This window comes from Algoriphagus sp. (assembly GCF_029254265.1).
Classification (GTDB): Bacteria; Bacteroidota; Bacteroidia; order Cytophagales; family Cyclobacteriaceae; genus Algoriphagus.
The window spans coordinates 1-20,640 of record NZ_JAQWXX010000088.1 but is presented as its reverse complement, the minus strand read 5'-3'; the positions used below and the strand labels follow the sequence as shown (position 1 = coordinate 20,640).

General features: G+C 34.0%; 15 protein-coding genes. 3 read left to right on the top strand and 12 right to left on the bottom strand.

The genetic code is table 11. The annotated features are described in order from the left end of the window. Positions 1 to 477 precede the first annotated feature (477 nt). From cysQ to P8O16_RS13145, 9 genes are all read right to left on the bottom strand, one after another. Positions 478 to 1,230: a 3'(2'),5'-bisphosphate nucleotidase CysQ gene (gene cysQ, locus P8O16_RS13185; protein WP_300315746.1), complete on the bottom strand. Its 753-nt coding sequence runs from the start codon at positions 1,228 to 1,230 to the stop codon at positions 478 to 480. A 65-nt stretch (positions 1,231 to 1,295) separates the two neighbouring features. Further along, positions 1,296 to 2,555 (bottom strand): GTP-binding protein, encoded by a 1,260-nt coding sequence (locus tag P8O16_RS13180; RefSeq protein ID WP_300315743.1) that lies wholly within the window; start codon positions 2,553 to 2,555, stop codon positions 1,296 to 1,298. Positions 2,556 to 2,878: 323 nt separating this feature from the next. After that, the gene (gene cysD, locus P8O16_RS13175; protein ID WP_300315740.1) at positions 2,879 to 3,784 is read right to left on the bottom strand and encodes a sulfate adenylyltransferase subunit CysD; all 906 of its coding nucleotides are present in this window, start codon (positions 3,782 to 3,784) and stop codon (positions 2,879 to 2,881) included. Between the two features lie 21 nt (positions 3,785 to 3,805). Continuing rightward, the gene (gene cysC / locus P8O16_RS13170) at positions 3,806 to 4,399 is read right to left on the bottom strand and encodes an adenylyl-sulfate kinase (RefSeq protein ID WP_300315738.1); all 594 of its coding nucleotides are present in this window, start codon (positions 4,397 to 4,399) and stop codon (positions 3,806 to 3,808) included. Position 4,400: 1 nt separating this feature from the next. Then, positions 4,401 to 6,158 carry an SLC13 family permease gene (locus P8O16_RS13165; RefSeq protein WP_300315736.1) on the bottom strand — a complete coding sequence of 586 codons (1,758 nt, stop codon included), beginning with the start codon at positions 6,156 to 6,158 and terminating at the stop codon, positions 4,401 to 4,403. A 7-nt stretch (positions 6,159 to 6,165) separates the two neighbouring features. After that, the gene (locus P8O16_RS13160; RefSeq protein WP_300315733.1) at positions 6,166 to 7,236 is read right to left on the bottom strand and encodes an NAD-dependent epimerase; all 1,071 of its coding nucleotides are present in this window, start codon (positions 7,234 to 7,236) and stop codon (positions 6,166 to 6,168) included. Between the two features lie 53 nt (positions 7,237 to 7,289). After that, a complete protein-coding gene (locus tag P8O16_RS13155; RefSeq protein WP_300315730.1) occupies positions 7,290 to 8,606 on the bottom strand; it encodes a UDP-glucose/GDP-mannose dehydrogenase family protein in 1,317 nt (438 codons plus the stop codon). A 338-nt stretch (positions 8,607 to 8,944) separates the two neighbouring features. Beyond that, positions 8,945 to 9,964 (bottom strand): NAD-dependent epimerase/dehydratase family protein, encoded by a 1,020-nt coding sequence (locus P8O16_RS13150; RefSeq protein ID WP_300315727.1) that lies wholly within the window; start codon positions 9,962 to 9,964, stop codon positions 8,945 to 8,947. A gap of 38 nt (positions 9,965 to 10,002) precedes the next feature. Beyond that, on the bottom strand, positions 10,003 to 11,307 hold the full coding sequence (locus P8O16_RS13145) for a nucleotide sugar dehydrogenase (protein WP_300315724.1): 1,305 nt from the start codon (positions 11,305 to 11,307) through the stop codon (positions 10,003 to 10,005). Between the two features lie 480 nt (positions 11,308 to 11,787). On the opposite strand from P8O16_RS13145, the gene P8O16_RS13140 reads away from it, so the two are divergent. Continuing rightward, entirely contained in the window at positions 11,788 to 12,987 is a 1,200-nt protein-coding gene (locus P8O16_RS13140; protein ID WP_300315721.1) for an aminotransferase class I/II-fold pyridoxal phosphate-dependent enzyme, read from the top strand. Beyond that, positions 12,984 to 14,360: a hypothetical protein gene (locus tag P8O16_RS13135; protein WP_300315719.1), complete on the top strand. Its 1,377-nt coding sequence runs from the start codon at positions 12,984 to 12,986 to the stop codon at positions 14,358 to 14,360. Before P8O16_RS13140 ends, P8O16_RS13135 begins: the two co-directional genes overlap by 4 nt. 1,333 nt (positions 14,361 to 15,693) lie before the next feature. Here the strand turns inward: P8O16_RS13135 and P8O16_RS13130 are convergent. Next, on the bottom strand, positions 15,694 to 16,113 hold the full coding sequence (locus tag P8O16_RS13130; RefSeq protein ID WP_300315717.1) for a hypothetical protein: 420 nt from the start codon (positions 16,111 to 16,113) through the stop codon (positions 15,694 to 15,696). Between the two features lie 1,934 nt (positions 16,114 to 18,047). Here P8O16_RS13130 and P8O16_RS13125 point away from each other — a divergent pair. Further along, a complete protein-coding gene (locus P8O16_RS13125; RefSeq protein ID WP_300315714.1) occupies positions 18,048 to 19,160 on the top strand; it encodes a response regulator in 1,113 nt (370 codons plus the stop codon). Positions 19,161 to 19,183: 23 nt separating this feature from the next. On the opposite strand, the gene P8O16_RS13120 is transcribed toward P8O16_RS13125, so the two are convergent. Both P8O16_RS13120 and P8O16_RS13115 read right to left on the bottom strand, forming a co-directional pair. Next, positions 19,184 to 19,966, bottom strand: coding sequence for a DUF3050 domain-containing protein (locus tag P8O16_RS13120; RefSeq protein WP_300315711.1), 783 nt, complete (start codon positions 19,964 to 19,966; stop codon positions 19,184 to 19,186). Between the two features lie 67 nt (positions 19,967 to 20,033). Beyond that, positions 20,034 to 20,327, bottom strand: coding sequence for a hypothetical protein (locus tag P8O16_RS13115; protein ID WP_300315708.1), 294 nt, complete (start codon positions 20,325 to 20,327; stop codon positions 20,034 to 20,036). Positions 20,328 to 20,640 lie beyond the last annotated feature (313 nt).

The window sequence follows — 20,640 nt, the reverse complement described above, 5'->3', positions numbered from 1 at the left end:
TCCAAGAGCTCAAAACTGTAGGTAAAGGCTATAGAACTTTTACCAACTTTAGAAGTGCAATCCTCTTTTTCCACGGAGGATTAAACTTATATCCCCACTAACTTAAGGGTAGAACCATTATTTTTAAATAATATTTTTTTGATTGTCTTAATAAAAAATTATGAATCTAAATTATAATAGAACTAGATATATTATTTTGTACTAACCAGTTTGACTAGATCAATACAAATAGCTTAACAATTTATTTTATGTACATCCACATCACAGCATTAAAGAAATAAAGAATATGGTAACAAGTAGACAGCGAAACAAGGACTTAGCATCACCAAATACTTTTACTTATACAAATTGATTGATGAAAGGACCGCTGGAAATCATATAAAAAATAACCTCTTATTTATTTTTCAGTCAGGAAAATTAATTTAACTGAGGTATTTTTATTTTAATCTTGACAATAAAATAAAGTTTGTACCTATTTTATAAAACCAAGAAATTTTGATTCAATAGACTCGTCTTATTATACACTAACTCCAACATGTCCGGGTAGGAAACAACCTTAAAATTAGAAGCTTCCACAATTGCTTGGGCAGCTGCAGTATCCCACTCCATAGTGGGTGCAAAACGAGGATACAATTGAGCTTTCCCCTCCGCTACCAACATGAATTTAAGTGAAGACCCCATAGAAATAACCTCTACTCCGGGGTATTGATCTATGAATTCTTGGGTCTCCGGACTCAGATGCGAACGGCTGGCTACAATGGTTTTTACTTCCGTTGATTCGGGTTTTTCCAGTTTCACAATTCCCCCATTCCCTTCCTGCTTCCACGCACCCTCTTTTTTATTCCCCCAATACATCAAATCCAAAACCGGCGCATACACCACACCCATGATGGGTTGACCATCATGAATCAGCGCAATATTTACTGTAAACTCTCCATTTTTTTTAATGAACTCTTTCGTCCCATCCAGAGGATCTACCATCCAGAAATATTCCCAGTCTTTGCGGATTTCATAAGGAATGGTTTTTCCTTCTTCTGATAAAATCGGAAAATCAGTTTGTTCCAGAGAGCCAACAATACACTTATGCGCTGCCTGATCTGCTTTAGTTAGTGGGGAGTCGTCGCTCTTAATTTCTACTCCAAGATCTTCAGAATAGTAAACTGATAAAATTTCTTTACCCGCAGCCAAAGCTGCATTTTTAGCTAATTCCGTTAACTTAATTAAGTCCATTTTATAATTTGTATATCAAAAAAATCAATTGAAATTGTCATTTTTTACTTTTAAAATATTAGCTATTAAATAAGCATCCCTGCGCCTACCGTCTCATTGGTATTAGGATCAATCAAAATCACTGCGCCAGTTTGCCGATTTCTACTATAAGAATCCTTAAAGATTGGATTTGCAGTGCGAATAGAAAGTCTTGCAATTTCATTCATACCTATCTCGGAGATACCCTCGATTCGGTGAAGTGTATTTACATCTACCTTATAATGAATATCCTTGACTAGTGCCTGACATTCCTTAGTAGTATGCTTAATAATAAGCTTAGTTTTGGTTTGCAAGGTTTTTTGATTCATCCAACAGACCATCAAATCCAAATCCTGAGTCGCCTCTGGTTTGTTATTGGGCCTCACAATCATATCTCCACGGCTAATATCAATCTCATCTTCTAAAGTCATCGTCACAGACATTGGCGAGAAAGCCTCTTCAATGGGCTGCCCATTTAATTCAATGGATTTGATCTTAGTGGAAAATCCAGAAGGCATAATTTCAACCTCATCTCCAGGTTTGAAAATACCACCATCGATACGACCTGCGTAACCTCTGAAATCTTGATGTTCCAAGGTATGAGGACGAATAACCATTTGAACAGGAAAACGGCAATCAATATGATTAAAATCGGAAGCAATGTGTACATGCTCCAAATGATAGAGTAAGGTAGAGCCTTCGTACCAAGGCATATTTTTAGAACGATCCACCACATTATCCCCTTTCAAGGCTGAGATAGGAACAAATTGAACATCCTTAATATCTAATTTGGAAGAAAAGGCTTTATAATTTTCTACTATTTCATTGTAAACAGCTTCAGAATAATCTACCAAATCCATTTTATTGACACAGACGATTACATGGGGAAGTTTAAGCAAGGAGGCAATAAAAGAATGTCTGTAAGTTTGCTCCAACAGTCCTTTTCGGGCATCTACTAGAATAATAGCCAGATTGGCAGTGGAAGCTCCAGTCACCATATTCCTAGTATATTGAATGTGGCCAGGAGTGTCTGCAATAATAAATTTCCGTTTGGGAGTAGCAAAATAACGGTAGGCAACATCTATTGTAATCCCTTGCTCTCTTTCCGATTTTAAGCCATCCGTCAACAAGGATAGGTCCACATAATCAAAACCTTTCTTCTCTGAAGAAGCTTTTACCGCATCTATCTGATCCTCAAAAATAGATTTGGAATCGTACAACAATCGACCGATTAGTGTACTTTTTCCATCGTCAACCGAACCGGCTGTGGTAAATCTTAAAAGTTGATTATTCTCTTGTATGCTCATTCTATTGTTTAATTTTTAATCGTAAAAATTTTTAAAGTAGACACTTAAGATTCTTGGTAAGTGATGTTCACCAAAGTAAACAAGGTAAAACTATGTATTAAGCGTCCCTGCAAGTATTATGAAGTAATCTTTCGATGTATTTTTTTGGTTTGTATAAAGATTGAATAGGGACCCTACCTTGTTGAGTTTACTATTTCCTTATCCAGGATTTATCAATTAGTCATGTGATTTATTATACCACCTGCAATAGAGAATACCCAAAGATCTTTCAATTTTTGATTCAGTAGTTCTTCCAAAAATTCTACCCTATACGCCGAATGATATCAAAAATATCCTGCCTTTTTCCTGTCTTCCATTGCCGTTTCTCCACGCTTATCATCGGCGCGAGTTCCCCGCTCGGTGGTTCTGGTGGTAGCTATCTCTTCTATAATCAACTCAAGCGTATCAGCAGTGGACTCCACTGCTCCTGTAATAGGCATATCTCCACAGGTACGATATCGCACCACCATATCCTGAATCTGCTCGTTTGCTTTTAAGGCAATAAACTCTGAGTTGGCTAGAATAACGCCATCACGAACAAGGCATTCCCTACTATGTGAAAAATAAAGCGAAGGTAAATCAATTTCCTCCTGAAGTATGTATTGCCATACATCCATTTCTGTCCAGTTGGAAATTGGAAAGATGCGAAAATGTTCTCCGATGTGCTTTCTTCCATTAAATAGATTCCATAATTCTGGACGTTGATTTTTTGGATCCCACTGACCAAACTCATCCCTATGTGAGAAAAATCGCTCTTTGGCTCTTGCTTTTTCCTCATCCCGACGTGCCCCACCCATAGCCGCGTCAATTTTGTATTCTTCAAGGGTATCCAACAGTGTGGTGGTTTGAAGTGCATTTCTACTGGCATTCACACCGGTCTCTTCACGAACTCGACCGCTATTAATACTTTCTTGTACCGACCCGACAAGCAATTGTACCCCAAGCTTCTCAACCAAACTATCTCGGAATTCTATAGTCTCTGGAAAATTATGACCTGTATCGATATGTATCAGTGGAAATGGGATCTTGGCTGGGTAAAATGCTTTCTTGGCTAAATGAGCTAAAACAATACTGTCTTTTCCACCTGAAAAAAGAAGTGCAGGTTTTTCAAATTGAGAAACTACTTCCCTAATCAGAAAGATAGCTTCTGCTTCGAGCTCTTTTAGGTGTGGTAAATAATAATTTTTCATCAAAATATTATACTGGTAAAATCAATAAATAAGACTATTCAAAATGGATAAAGTGATCTTTTCAACTGAGTCCTGTAGTACCTCCTGATCAGAATTAATATGGACAGTTGGACGGAGAGGTGGTTCATAAGGAGAATCTATTCCGGTAAAATTCTTAATAATTCCATGCCTGGCTTTTTGGTAAAGGCCCTTTACATCACGCTGTTCACAAACCTCTAAAGGACAATCCACAAAAACTTCAATAAAATTGTCTTCTCCCACCAATTGGGCAATCAATACTCGTTCTTCCCGGAAAGGAGATATAAAGGCGGACAATACTACCATTCCTGCATCAAGCATCAGTTTGGCAACTTCAGCGATACGACGAATATTTTCTACACGATCTTCATCAGAAAATCCCAGATCCTTATTTAGCCCTGTCCTGATATTATCACCATCCAATAAATAGGTTAGAAAGCCCTGATCAAAAAGTCGAGACTCAACGGCATTGGCAAGTGTTGATTTACCCGAACCCGAAAGTCCTGTAAACCAAATTAGTTTTGATCTTTGATTTAATCTTCTCGACCTATCCTCTTGAGATACTTTAAAAACACTGGGATGAATATGCTGTTCCATTTCAGAAATAGTAATAATTAATAAATAAAAGCACTGTTATCGAATAGATTAGAGTCAAAGGCATACCAATAATGGTGTAATCCTTGAATCGGTAATTGCCGGGTCCCATTACCATCAGATTTGTTTGATATCCTATGGGAGTAATAAAATCTGCAGAAGCTGCAAAAGCAATGGTTACAAAAAATGGTAATGCTTCAGCGCTAAGCATTTCGGCCATTGAAAATGCAAATGGAAACATAATCGACACAGTTGCTACATTTGTTATCAATGAAGTCAAAAGTAGGGTTGCAAAAAACAAAATTGAAAGGTTTATCCATAAAGGATAATAGCTAGTAAAATCAAATAGTTTAGCTATCAAATAGTCTGCTGTGCCTGATTTACTGATTCCTAATCCTATAGCAAGAGAGGAAACCAAAATCATCCCTAGGTCAATATCTACTGCATTTCGGATCTGAACGAGTGTAAGTATTTTAGACCATACTAAAATAAAAATGCTTATAGATACAGCAAGAAACAAATCTATAAAATTTGTAATACCTATCACTAAAAAAATTAAAGCTAGCACCACTGGCAAAATCGTTCTCCAAGACTGATTACCTACTACTTTACCTCTTTTTTCTATATAAAGAAGAGATTTAGAATTAGCGCCTCTATTAGTTACTTGTTTAGAAAGTAATAAAAGTAAATCACCTGCATCAAAATAAATTTCACCAAGATTCCCGGCAACTTTTTTACCCTTGCGAAAAATGGAAATCACAGACGCCTTATACTTATCTCTAAAGCCACAAGATTTAAGAGATTCACCAATTAAGTCACTTCCTGAAGGAATTATTGCTTCCGTTAAATCCAAAAAACCATTTTGAAATACATGAGTTGATTCGGGTAATTTGAGTCCGTTTTTTTCATTAATCAATCTAAGAATGGCATTTGGATTACCAGCAAAGAACAGTTTATCGTTTTCGAATATTTGCTGATCTGGATCCACTACTGAAAGCACATGTCCTTGTCTGTGAATTTCAACTAAAAACAAATCCTTTAAATGTCTCAATCCTGCTTCCTCAATACTTTTACCTATTATTTCTGAATGTTCTTCTACTACAGTCTCAACAAGATAGTTCTGAATATTCTCAATGAATTGCTTTTTGGTGTCCTCATTGGATGGCAACAACTTATCACTAAAAAAATAAAGGTATGTTATTCCAAAAAGGCTTAACAATAATCCTAAAAAAAGAAAATCCGTAAAATGTAAGCTTGCATGTCCTGATTGAACAATAAGACCATTTAATACTAGATTGGTAGAAGTCCCCACCATGGTAATCATCCCTCCAAGTATAGTGGCAAATGATAAGGGAATTAAAAACTTAGATGCTACGAAACCATTGTCATTGGACCAAGATTTGACATAAGGCATCATAAAAGCAACCACAGGAGTATTATTCAAAAAAGATGACAAACCTGCCACCAATACCATCATTCTTAGTCTAAATATTGATGAAGATAGCCCATTACTAAATATTTTTGAAAACAATCCATTTCCTAACTGTTGCTGAAGTCCAGTAGTTAGAATCATTAGTAGAAATATGATAAGAATTTGCTTATTTGAAAAACCAAGTAGAAGCTCATCAACTGTAAGTACTCCAACAAATACCATTGACATCGCTGAAAGTAAAAAGGCCATTTTAGGCCTAATGTAGTCTGTATAGAGTAACATTATTAATGAAAAAACTATTGCTAATACAGCAATGACTTGAAAATTCATTAAGTACCTAAACTAAAACTCCTTTGTAATAAGAAGTATACCAATCTACAAAGCGCTTCACTCCATCAGATACTGAGGTTTCGGGTTTATAATTTACCCATTCTTCCAAGGCACTAGCATCCGCATGCGTTGCTGGCACATCACCTGGCTGCATTTCCAGCAATTCACAAATAGCTCGCTTGTTTAAAGCTTCTTCAACTGCTAAAATATAATCGCTGAGCTGTACTGGGTTATTATTCCCTATATTAAACACCCTGTAAGGAGCAGAGGAACGGTCAGCAATTACTTGATGAGCGTTCCAATCTTCACTGGGCTTGGCTGGTTTAAATACTAATCTTTTCACGGATTCAACGATATCTTCCACATAGGTAAAATCTCTAACCATTTTCCCATGATTAAAAACCTTGATAGGTTTATTGTTTATTATAGCTTCTGTGAAAAGAAATAAAGCCATATCAGGCCTACCCCATGGTCCGTAAACTGTAAAAAAACGAAGACCAGTGGTTGGTAAATTAAACAAATGAGAATACGTATGGGCCATCATCTCATTAGCTTTTTTTGTGGCCGCATAAAGAGACATGGGATGCTGAGTAGCCTGTTGCTCCGACAGAGGCATTTTCGTATTTAAACCATATACGGAAGAAGAGCTAGCATAAACCAAGTGCTTAACATTGCTATGTCTACAACCTTCCAATATGCTTAAAAATCCATTTATATTGGAATGAGTATAAGCCCTTGGATTCTCCATGCTATATCTTACTCCAGCTTGCGCCGCCAAGTTGACAACATAATCAAACTTCTGATCTTGCATAAAGCTCACCATAAAATCATGATCTGCAAGATCAGTTTGAATAAAACTATATTGAGGGAACTTACTACTTTTTATCAAATGTTGGGAAAGTATATCTTCCTTTTGTATACCATGCTCCGACAATCGCGCATACTTCAGATTAACATCATAATAATCATTGATGACGTCCAATCCTATAATTTGAAACTCATCTTCATCCTCAAGAAAACGAGTAACAAGATGAAAACCTATGAAACCAGCTGAACCGGTAATTAATATTTTAGACATAAAAAAGGTTATCGATTATTTTTTTGAATAAATAATTAAATCACTTACCTCTTTCATATACCAACCCCATAATGAATAAAACCTAGGTTAACCAAGTATTTTTTCTCATAGATATTCCTTCCGTCGAATACCACTTTGTTTTTAAGTAGTTTACCCACTGCTTCCCAACTTGGGATTCGAAACTCGGACCATTCGGTCACCAAAAGGAGTGCATCTGCTTCTACACAAGCATCGTAAGCATCCGTACAATAAGTTACTTTATCTAAGATATAATGTTCCCGAGCCTCCTCCATTGCTTTAGGATCATAAGCTCTTACTTGTGCACCTGCAGCTCGTAGTTCGTCTATAATGACGGCTGCAGGAGATTCTCGCATATCATCCGTATTCGGTTTGAAACTTAATCCCCACATGGCAAAGGTCATTCCGCTCAAATCCTCTCCAAAATGCGCTTTTACTTTACTCGCAAGTATATGTTTTTGAGTATCATTGACATCTTCTACTGCCTGTAGCACCCGCAAATCATAGCCATATTCCTTTGCTGTTTTAATGATAGCTTTCACATCTTTTGGAAAACAAGATCCTCCATATCCTACACCGGGATAAATAAACTTGTTTCCAATTCGGGGATCTGAACCGATACCTCTTCTAACCATATTTGCGTCCGCCCCTACCTTTTCACATAGGTTAGCGATATCATTTATAAATGAAATCTTAGTGGCAAGCATCGCATTTGCTGCATATTTAGTCATTTCTGCAGATGGGATATCCATGTAAATTATCCGTTCTCCGCTCAGCTGAAAGGGTTTATAAAGACGCTGCATAATTTTCTCTGCTCGCTCATCATCTACCCCGATGACAATTCGATCTGGCTTAAGGAAATCTTCAACAGCAGCTCCTTCTTTCAAAAACTCAGGATTCGAAGCCACTGCAAAAGGCAAGTCAGCTCCTCTTTTGATCAATGCAGCCTGAATAGCTCCCCGTACTTTCTCACCAGTTGTCACAGGTACTGTACTTTTGGTTGCTACTACGATGTAATCGGTCATTTTTGTTCCGATCTCATCTGCTACCGCCAATACATACTTCAAATCAGCTGAACCATCCTCGCCCGGAGGTGTACCTACTGCAATAAAGGCAACTTCGGCACCCTGAATCGCTTCTCCTAAATCCGTGCTAAAATGTAATCTTCCACTTTTATAATTTCGAACCACGATTTCTTCCAGACCTGGTTCATAAATTGGCATTACTCCGTTCTTGAGCTTTCCAATTTTTTTAGAATCAATATCTACACAAGTAACCTCTATCCCCACATCTGCAAAACATGCTCCAGATACTAAACCTACATAACCTGTACCTACTACTACTATCTTCATAAATTAATTAAAACTTAACTCTACCGAAATTTCATATAAAAATCAAAACAATCTAAAAAGGAACAGCCAACATACGTATGCAGGCCGTTCCTGACTTAATAGAACTGGGTGGGTGATTAAAACAACTTACTTTTACTTTCAGAATCCCCGAACTGAGAGATTCTTTTTTTTACTACTTTTCTTTAGCTATTTCCAAGATTTTCCGGATAGGATAATCATCACACTTTACATCGCTTCCATCATGCTCGATTTAATCTGTTTATAATTTGTCTTTAATGGTCAGATGGAATGCCCTTTGATAATCATCCCCCTGTTTGAGAATATTTCTCATGGGCATTTCACCTGGAATAGATTTCAGCATTCATTTCGATGTATTGATAGGTCAATTTCAGCCCTTCTTTAAACTTAACTAATGGATAGTAATCAAGTACTTCAGAGGCTTTAGCTATTGACGCTAAACTATGTTTTATATCTCCTGCACGTTCAGGATCGTAGCTAGGTTCTATTTCTAGACCGCTGATAGTTTTTAGCGTTTTTACAACTTGATTTAGACTGACTTGCTCTCCGCACGCTACATTAAATATTTCATGGTTGCTGAGTTTTTTAGTTTCATCCTCAGTATCAAAAAGTAAGGCTCTCATATTTGCTTGAACTACATTTTGAACATAAATAAAATCCCGTGATGTTTCTCCATCACCATTGATAGTTGGAGAAGTGAACTCTAGGAAATGCTTGCAAAAAACAGGAATCACAGCAGCATAAGCATTATTTGGACTTTGACGTGGACCAAATACATTGAAATATCTTAACCCAATGGTATGAAATCCATAAGACTTGCTAAACACATCTGCGTAAAGTTCATTTACCGCTTTGGTTACGGCATAAGGTGAAATAGGCTTACCCTCGACACCCTCAACTTTGGGGAGTATTGCACTATCACCATAGGTACTGGATGAAGCAGCATACACAAACCTTTTCAAAACTGACGAATCTTTCGCCGCTACAAGCATGTTTAGGAAGCCATTAATATTTACTTCATTAAAAGTAATGGGATCAGCAAGCGAACGCGGTACTGATCCAAGAGCAGCTTGATGAGAGACAAAGTCTATGTTTTCTAAAGCTTTCTTGCAAACATCTAAATCACGTATATCGCCTAAAATAACTTCCACATTTGGTAGATCAATATAGGCCTTAATATTGCTTACTGCACCAGTGCTCAGATTATCTAAAATCCGAATGTGACCCGCCTGATGATTTACTAGATATTCTACAATATTGGAACCAATAAACCCTGCCCCACCAGTAACCAAAAAACTGAATTTAGATAAATCTATCTTATGGAAAATAGAATCAATCATATATCTAATATTAGAATAGTGTTTAAATTAAAAGAGATTTATAGCCTACCATCTACAGAACCTTTGCAAAGAAAGCCTTTGACATCATATACGACTTGGCTTGCTGAACTAGAAATATCCAGCGAACTAAATTCCCTGTGGGAGACAGCCAGAATAACAGCAGAATAGTCTTTTAGATGATTGATGATTTCCGACGGTTTTAAATCAATATCAAATTCACCTTTAATTTCCTCTGCGCTTGCCCAAGGGTCGTACACATCAACTTCAGTATCAAAAGATGCAAGTTCTCTGTAGATATCTATCACCTTAGTGTTTCGGACGTCAGGACAATTTTCTTTAAATGTGAAGCCAAGAATCAGAATTTTAGAACCCACGACTTTAATATCCTTGCGCATCATCAATTTGACAACTTCCGTAGCGACGTACTTGCCCATCGAATCATTAAGGCGACGCCCCGCAAGAATAATTTCAGGATGATACCCTACTTCTTGGGCTTTTTGGGCTAAGTAATACGGGTCAACTCCAATACAATGACCACCAACAAGACCCGGTTTGAAGGGAAGAAAATTCCACTTAGTACCAGCAGCTTCGAGGACCTCATTTGTATCAATATCTAAAAGATTAAAAATCTTAGACAATTCGTTTACGAAGGCAATGTTGATATCACGCTGACTATTCTCAATAACCTTCGCTGCTTCTGCCACCTTAATTGAAGAGGCTTTAAAAGTACCGGCCGTGATGATAGAGGCATATAGCGCATCTACCAGTTCTGCAACATACGGTGTAGAACCAGAAGTAACTTTCAAGATCTTGGTCAAGGTCTTCTCTTTATCGCCTGGATTGATTCGCTCTGGAGAATAGCCGACAAAAAAATCAGAATTGTATTTCAACCCAGAGCTTTCTTGAAGAATAGGAACGCACACATCTTCTGTCACCCCTGGGTAAACTGTTGACTCATAGATGACAGTATCATTTTTCTTCAAAAGTTTCCCTACCATATCTGAGGCTCTCAAAAGAGGAGTCAAAACCGGACTATTAAATTTATTTACTGGAGTTGGTACTGTTATAATATAAATCGTGCAATCACTAAGTTTAGAACTATCGCTCGTAAGCTCTAATCCAGAAGTCATCTTATCGTTATCTAGATCAGGGTTCATAATTTGCTCCTTGAGAACACTAATTTCAATCTCCTGAGTAGAATCGATACCATTATTTAAGGAATCAATTCGTGATGAATTGATATCAAAACCAATCACCTTATAAAATTTGGAAAATTCAACTGCAAGAGGCAGCCCTACATATCCCAAACCTATAATACCAATTTTTATATTGTAACTGTTCATTAACGCACCTATTTCTCCCTTTCAATAATTACCATTTCACAGCTTCGCCCTTTCAGTCCCATTAGACTTAACGTTTAGATAATAATTAAAATCTGCTGTTTTCTAGATAAAATAATACAGCTTCGCCCCTTCGGTCACAAGGTGACTTCCTCTAAAATTTTAAAAACTTAAAAACGGCAATAACTAACCGATTGATATTTGATAACAGCCGCAAAGGAAAGAAATTAAAAAAAGGAAGTATGTTGAGTACTACATATAATAAACAAAATGACTTTTTTTGTAAATAATATGAATTATTGAAAATTTTAGGACAGTTTTACTACTAATTGAAAAAAATCATATAAAATGAAATGTATTTTTCTGTAAATAAATTACCATTAACTAAAAAAATTGAATCGCTTATCAACACTTAATTATCAAAATAAAACAAAGAGTTTTTAATAATTTTTTTATCAACGATAATTCGGAAAAATTTTAATTATGATCGATAAGGTGTTGTTGTCTACTCCACACATGAGTGGAAATGAGTTAAAATATATTGAAAGAGCATTTAAATTAAATTACATAGCTCCGGTTGGTGAGAACGTTGATTTGTTTGAAGAATCCATAAAGAATTACTCTGGAACATCTTCAGCGCTTGCTACAAATTCAGGAACAGCTGCAATTCACCTTGCTCTTATTCTAGCAGGAGTTGGCCCGGGAGATCTTGTAATTTGTCAATCATTTACTTTTGCAGGATCCGCTAATCCAATTAAATATTTAGGAGCTATTCCGGTTTTTGTAGACAGTGAGGAGGATACTTGGAACATGGATCCAATTGCTCTTGAACAAGCAATTCAATCAGCCATGAAAGGGGAATTAGACAATTATAGCGACCTGATTGAAATAAAAAATATAAAACCTCAAAAGCCGAAAGCGATTCTACCAGTCCATCTTTACGGAATGCCCGCTAAAATGGAAGAGATTTTAAGAATAAGTGAAAAATACAAAATCCCCGTAATAGAGGATGCTGCGGAAGCTCTGGGTTCATCAATTAAAGGTCAAAGATGTGGGACATTTGGTGATATGGGGATTTATTCTTTTAACGGGAATAAAATAATCACTACGAGCGGAGGAGGCGCATTAATATCAAACGAAAAGAAATACATTGATGAGGCGCGCTTCCTATCAGCCCAAGCCAGGGATAACTTCGCACACTATGAACATAGTAAAATTGGGTATAACTACCGACTATCAAATATCGCTGCAGGCATCGGTATAGCTCAAATGGAGGTTATTGAGGATAGAGTAAAAAGAAGAAGAGCGAATTTTGATTTATATCAGCAATACCTAAAAGAAGAAAATTCAATTAGTTTTCTAGAAGAACCTCATAATTATAAAAGTAATCGCTGGTTAACTACAATATTAATCAAGGATGGATCAGAACAAATAAGGGAGGATTTACGGAAGAGCTTGGAATTTATGGGAATAGAGACAAGACCTTTGTGGAAACCGATGCACCTTCAACCAATATTCAGAGGGTACCCTTATTTTGGAAGTGATTTCAGCGAACAACTATTCAAAACAGGACTTTGTCTTCCTTCAGGGAGTTCTTTGCCAAACGAAACAATTGCTATGGTCTCTTCCAAAATAAAACAATTAATAAAGAAAAAAGTCTATACCTTTTCAGAAGTTAAATGAGATCTCCATTTATCAACAATACTTCACTAGAATTATATTTAGATAAAAATGCAACTATTGAATTACAAATACCATTCAATACAGGCGGAGTTCTAATTTCGCTAAAAAATGAGAGTTATAAGCCAGTATGGGTCACATCAGAATTATTAAGAATTAGTGATACCCAAGAGTTTCTTAATAGAAAAGTAATTACGAACGTTGATTTTTTAATTAATAACTCAATTATTCCAAATTACTCACTGACGGACTTCAAAAGATCACTAAGAGAAACATATATAAATGCTGAAACCATTTTTGGAAATTTTTCTGAAAAGAACTCAGTCAAGGATTACAAAGATGAAATAAATCTAATCTACAGACCTGTTTTCATTCCAATTTTCAGAAAGAATTTTAGAATAAGCCATATATTTTTTTACTTAAAAAAACATCAATCTAAAAATTTACCACTCCAGATAGATGATTTAAAAATTGATATTGACAAAAAGGAAAGAAAAATTGAATCATTATTTCAACTTTCAAATAAAGCAATTTTAGAAATAAATAATAAATTACAAATAGATAGATACAATAACGAAGCCACAAAACTATTTCCTGAAATAAATAAATCAAAGAAAAAATTATTTTTAGATCTATGGAATTCGAAAAATCAAGAAAAAATAGTTTGGGCTATGGAACGTTCTAAAAATTTAAGTGAACAAGAATTAGAGCTTTATGTAGAAATTAATAAAACTTTTAAAAAAATAAAAATAAAAATAATAAATGTCTCTATTAGATTATCATTAGAAATGAATTTTCTTATTTTAATCGAAAATCTTGATGAAGAAAGGGAATTCAACAAAGAACTAATTAGAAAAGGTATTTTAACCCATACTATTAATAATTTATCAAATGAGATCGAAATAAACAACGATGATTTCATTGATAGATACATTAAAAATTTATTATTACTTTTTGATTTTAAAGACATGTTTCTATTCTTTTTTAACAATAAGGGAGATGATTCAATTATTGAAATTTTATCTCAAAAAAAAAGAATCGGGGTAAACATACAAGAATACGAAGCTTTCAGACTTACTTTTCAAACAATCGCCAAAAGATTTATAAAAAAGATTTCGATTAATGAATTGAAAAAAAAACACTGTATAGAAACAAAATTGTTTTCAAATTCAAAAAATCTCTTTGGAATACCGATATACAATGGAAATATACAAATTGGGACAATGGTTTACAGTTCTCAAAGAGATAAATTGGAGATAGATGAAAATTACCTCTTATATAGTTTAACTACAATAATTTTCAAATATTACTCTAATTATCAAACCATATCCAAATATAAATCACAATTGACTACCCTAAACACCATTGAAAAATAATCTCATATTTAATAATAGTATTAATAAATGATTTTGTAATTAATTAGGTCATCAAAAAATATTTTCAGAAATATGGACAAACGATCTATTCGTTCAAGAATTAAAAAACTGCTTTGATTTTTTTAAAATACGTTTGATTCGCCAATATTAATTGTACATGACATTAGGATGCCAGACATGGACAGAACTGAGTTTTTGAAAATTCTAAAAAATTCCTAAAGCTTCAACAAGATTACGACCATAGCAACAACTACAATAGTTGAAAATCAAACCGAGGAAATCATTAAAGATCAATTCTGTAAAAACCTTTTAAAACAGGATACTTAAAATGAACTTCATTGAAATCATATAAAATCGAGCAGGAAGAGCACACAATAGGATGATTATCCGAAATGCGAGATTCCATGTGCCATTAAAGAAAAACTCTAAACACCTGAAAGATAATTTTATCTTTTTTTGAAATAAAACAAAAAATTACGTTTTAACTAAAAAAATACCCTGCTTTCACAGGGTATTACTAGTGCTCATAAAGTTCTAACCAAATCAAAAACAATATGATAATTAAATTTACAAAGGTGCATTAACAATGAAAAAACTATGCACGTATTTGTAAATTAACAGTAAAAGATAGCACCCCAATAAGAGGGTAAGTATAGGAAAGTTATTCTGGAATTTTTCGACGCCTTCAAAGGTCTGAAAAAATTACGGAAATAACTTTACCGATGATGCTTTTTGGAAGCACTTGGACATAGTTCAAGATTAGCGTGCTTGAGAAGGCATCCAACAAAGGTAAGGCATGGTATAGGAGATCGGACTTTTTGTCTTTTGAGTAGAGACGTTTCTCCCGGCAGTATATCTCCACCTAAAGAGTTTTCTTATAGAGACCAGTGCCAGCTTTGATTTTGTTTATTGTTTTCAAGGGCTTCAAAAAACTTGCGCGTGAAGGTTTCCAACATCCTAGGCGGGCAACAGTTCCCGGCTAGTTTGAATAGTATTCGTATGAAGCTTACTTATCGCTCTATAGATAGTGAAGTACTTCTCATACATTGACAGAACTTAAAAAAATTTTCTATGAAAATCAGACCTGTTTTGGTCTCCTTTTACAGGTATTACAATAGTTTTCTGTCTTTGCTCGGAATGCTTTCAATTAGAATTTGCGATTTTACTCGATTAAAAAATGTAGGAAACTAACTGATATGAATGGCTTTGTGTAATCTTGGCTAATAAGGAGACATAGATCTATTTAGGAACTACTTTTCAGGGATAATTTCGAAAAAATGTAAAAAAATATTTAACTGCATAAAAAATGCATTAATGTCCATTTGATTAAATTTCAAAATAAATTTTTAAGGTTTACTAAGCGAATTTTTTCAGAAACTTCCATTTCCCAATTAAGAAATCTTGTCTTTTCGGATTCAATAAAGTCTGAATTATCGGTAACATAACAATTAATAGCCAAATCAATATAGTGCAAAATATAGAGTCCAATGATACCACCAAAACTCACCAGAATTTCATTTTCTGGAAGTAAAAATATTTTGGACTCTAATCTAAGCGCAGAAGAGAATTCCAGAATTAATAGGCTGTAATCGAGAGAAAAGGCGACTTTAATTTCACCATTTTGAAATGCGATTTTCTCAAAAACAGAAAATCTATTCACCTCATCCTCCAAATCAAGAGAATAGTCGGCCATTACCATCTTAGGCCCTGATCCATTAAGTTGTTTAAGGCAATCTAAAATTACTTGGTTCAAAATGTAGAATTAATTAAATAATTAAGCAGTTCTTGCACGGCAGGATTACTTTAAAAAAGTACAAATAAAATAATTTCTGGTAATTTTCAAGTATACCATAAGATAAATAAGTTTTTAATTATTTACATATGGTACTCTCTAGTAATTTTTCGAAAAACTAATAAATTTTTTAATAAAATACAATATTTCTTAAATTATTTCTTATAAAAATATTATTTTTAATGGATTAATTCAATATTTTATAAATTATTTTCAATTAGTTCATCTTGATACAATAGCAATGTAGGAATTAATTTTAATTTTTTTCATAGTTAAAATTTTTTCTACTATCTATTTCGGTGATACGCAGAAAGGGAGCAGAACCTTTCAAAAGAGCTATTTTTTTATAATACAGGTAAATAAATCAGAACCAAAACAGTAAATTTTCTGGTTCTCTAAAGTGATTTTCATTTTTCCTCCAAAGACAACCTTGCTCGATTTAGAAAATATCCAATTGTGCTATTTCAAGATCTCACTGTTCGTCGTTGAGGTAACTGCTTTGTTAAATAGTCTGAAAACAGGTATAGAAAATCAGGTCGCCTTTAACCAAAGCAACTAAAGAGGTGAACTGCACTGCTTCTTTGATTCGATTGTGAATTATACAGTAGATAAAATTAACAATCAGCAAGATACCAAGCTGCGTTTTGACCCAGCTTGGTGGTCCTGGAGGTAGTCCATCTCAAAATTTTGTCTGATCTTTTTCAAGAAGGGCTTAGTCTCCCAGCGGTTTATATAAAGTCATATGATCCTATAGGACTAAAAGTCAAATAAATTGCTCAGAAATTAAAAAACCTTGAATTTTAATAAGTACTACTAGCAAATAAATCTCTGCTTTAATGGATCTCCTAAGTCTGTTAGGTAGTTTGCTGATCTAAACTTACACCTCCGGAAAGACAGCCATGGATGACTTCAGGGCGCATGTTGAACAAATTATAAGACGTAATCCCATTAAACCATGGGACGAAAAATAAGCCGTCTTCTGCTTATTTTTTGTAGGCTAAGTAATCGACGCATCCCTTATCTAATACACAAATACTTCCCCTCTTGCGTTTCAGCTATTCGAGAAATTTTTATTATTGGAACTGTCTGCCATTAGTAAGACCAATTCAGGCTACAAATTGTCCAACAGAAGTACAGCAAGTGATTTACAATCCCCTTTTTATTTTGCATGTCATCGGGTTTTTCCAACTCCTTTGGACACATCGGCAAATAGTGTCAAAGTGGTGAAATCAACTAGTCGACTAGATCAGGTGATACTTCTCTATAGTCGGGAAAACTCAAATAACCATTCGAAATCTCAGTTTTGTGATAGGATAGCAACAGGCAATAAAGATTAAAGGTATTCAAATGCAGTATTTAGGTACCTACGATTGGCATGAGAGAGCATACTCCTGACGGGAAGTTTATAGATCCTTAAGTAGCTGCCCTTGAGTCCCAAAAAAGCAGGTACTTACATAGACTATTTAGTGAGTTAGTTTTGGAAATCGCCATACAAAGCATGAAAACAAAGTGTTTCCAAATGCTCATGGGGTTTGTGGTAAAATTCAGCTATAAAAATTTGCGATGCATGATCCACTAACTCACGAGTTATAAGAAAGGCCATTGACAAAGATTGTCACTACGAATTAATTTTGTACCTTTAAACTCTATTCTTATTTAGCATAAACAACTTCCTGTAAAATAAAAGCGAAAACCCTTGTTTATTATTTGCATTATTCTAGGAATAGTAAATTTATCGCAATGAAGTTTATTCGGAAAATACTATACAAGAACAGAATTTTGCTATTAACTTAAACTTAACAGCAGAAAATTATAAATATTTTAATAATTTTGCTTGCTGTAAAGATCACAACAAACTAAAGTCCAATCAAGTTTAATACTTATTTTAATTACATATGCAGGATATAAAGAAATCAAAAATCTTTATTGTAGATGATATCCAATACAATATTGATTTGATAGTTGAAATATTAAAAATAGAAGGCTATTCAAATATACATTCCACAACAGATTCAAATAAAGCATTTGAAATAATCCAGTTTTTAAAGCCTGATTTAATCCTGGTTGATTTAATGATGCCAATTGTTTCTGGCTTCAATATTTTAGAAAAACTAGACAAGTCAAAGGAAGAAAATTGGATAATTCCCGTTTTAGTTTTGACTGCGAGTAATAATCCCACGGACAAATTAAAAGCATTAAAACTAGGAGCAACAGAATTCTTAACCAAACCAATAGACATTGTTGAAGTATCTATAAGAATTAAAAATATTTTAACTACTAGTTACTTATACAAAACCGAAAGAAATTTACGCCAAAATCTTGAAGAAAAAATCCGAGAAAGGACAAGAGATTTAGAAATAGCCAAAAACGAAGCAGAGAAAAATGAACTTAATTACAGAAATCTCTTCAATGCAAATAGTGACGCAATAAGTATCTCTTCTATTAAAGACGAAAAGCCTTCTTATTTTATAGAGAGTAATCCAGCAAATAAAATACTTTCTGATTATGAAATGGAAGAATTCAAATCCTTAACTATATATGATTTTATCCATGATGAAAGAAAAGAACAATTTGATAATATGATCATTAAACTAGAAAAAAATGAAATTATCAATTTTGAAAGTACTATAAAATCTAAAAAAGGAAAAATAAAAAATATTGAAGCGAAATGCATTCTAATCGAATATAATGGAAAGAAAGCAATATTAAACATTTTTAGAGATATAACTGAAAGAATTAAATTTATTGATGCTATTATAGCTCAGAACAAAGTACTAAAGGATATAGCCTGGTCTCAATCACACGAAGTAAGAGCTCCATTAGTAACTTTGATAGGATTAGCTAATCTAATATCGGAATATAATGTAAAGGATTTTGAAGCCGATGGAAAGGAAATACTCAAAATGATCAAAAAATATTCAAATGATTTAGATCAGATTATTAAGAAAACTTCTGAAAAGACTTATGTCACAAATTTATTTCCATATCCAGATGGTTCAAAAAACTAATGGGGATATTTATCTAATAAAATTTAATTTTTATTCTTATTTTCTATTTCCCGATAAACTCCATCCCAGAGTTTTATCCTCATTTTCAATGCTTCAATAGAAACCCTTTCAGCTTCCTCCCAAAATTCATCATTATCACCACAAAGATTTGCAGTCATCTCAAGTGCCAAGTGACTATGATGATCTCCATCCACTTCAATATGTCTCTCTAAATAATATTTAAAAACAGACACCTTTTCAGGGAATTTTTTATAAATATCATTTACAATAGAATGAAACATATCAGGAATTAAATCTTCTCTACCAAAGGTGAAAACCGCAGATTGGAGATAGCTTTTTTGGCTATTAATGACTTTAAAAGTAAAATCGACAAAATCTGAAGCTTCAAGTGGGACATGAGATATTTTTAAGGACTGCTCGAGATTTTTATTATTTTTCAGATTATTAAGAAACAATTCAATTTGGGAAGTATTTGCTCCACATTGACACATGGAGTCCAAGTATAATTCAAAATGACTTTTTCTCACCCCATAAGAATCAACGTCTGACTCCTCCCCGACTACAATTTCATTAATCAAAAACCTTGTATCTGCTGAGCCAATCGGAAACCAAGGAATTGAAGTACAAGTCAAAGAGTTTTGAAGACTTTTCAAAAGCGACATAAAATCCCAAACAGCAAAAACATGATACTGCATGAAAATCTTAAGGTCATCTGTGTCCTGAATAAGATTATAAACTTTATGATTTACAATTTCTTTCCTTAACGGCTCAATTTTGGATTTCAATTGAAATATTCTTTCATTCATAATATTTAATAATTATAATTTATAACACAAAGTAAAGTGAAAATCATTCCAAGTAAAGGTGTATAGATTAATTTAATATTTCAGCTTTAAATTGATCATTAAGCATACTTCTGTTGAAATTAATCGAAGAATCAATTTTATTTCTAATATCACTTTCATCAGAAACCCACTTGAGGCATAATTCTGTATTTTCAAACATTTCAACATCAAAATTTAAATCTTTGACTAAGACAATAAAATTTTCAATCAGAAATATCTGATTTATACTACCAACTATAAATCCAATTTTCTTGCATCCAGAATCCCAAGTAAGCTTTCTCAAATGTTCTACATAGGAAATTACATCGATACGATACCCCATTGCAGAACTTAATTTTAAATCACAAATAAGTACGTAGTTGGACTTATAATCCTTATGATTATAAAGATCCCTACCAAAACTAAACACATCATTAACTGTCAATTACCCTTCAAAACTTGCAACTATAAAACCATAAAAGGGATCAATTAATATTCGATATCTTTTCATTGAAACAAGAAAATAATAAATAAGTTTATGTATATCCGCAATCTTGCCAGTATGATTAAATCGAAGCAATAATGAGTCTGTCAAAGAGTTTTTGACCGAAATATCTTCTGTTGAGTTTGTAGCAAAACTCGTCCAGGTAATTCTG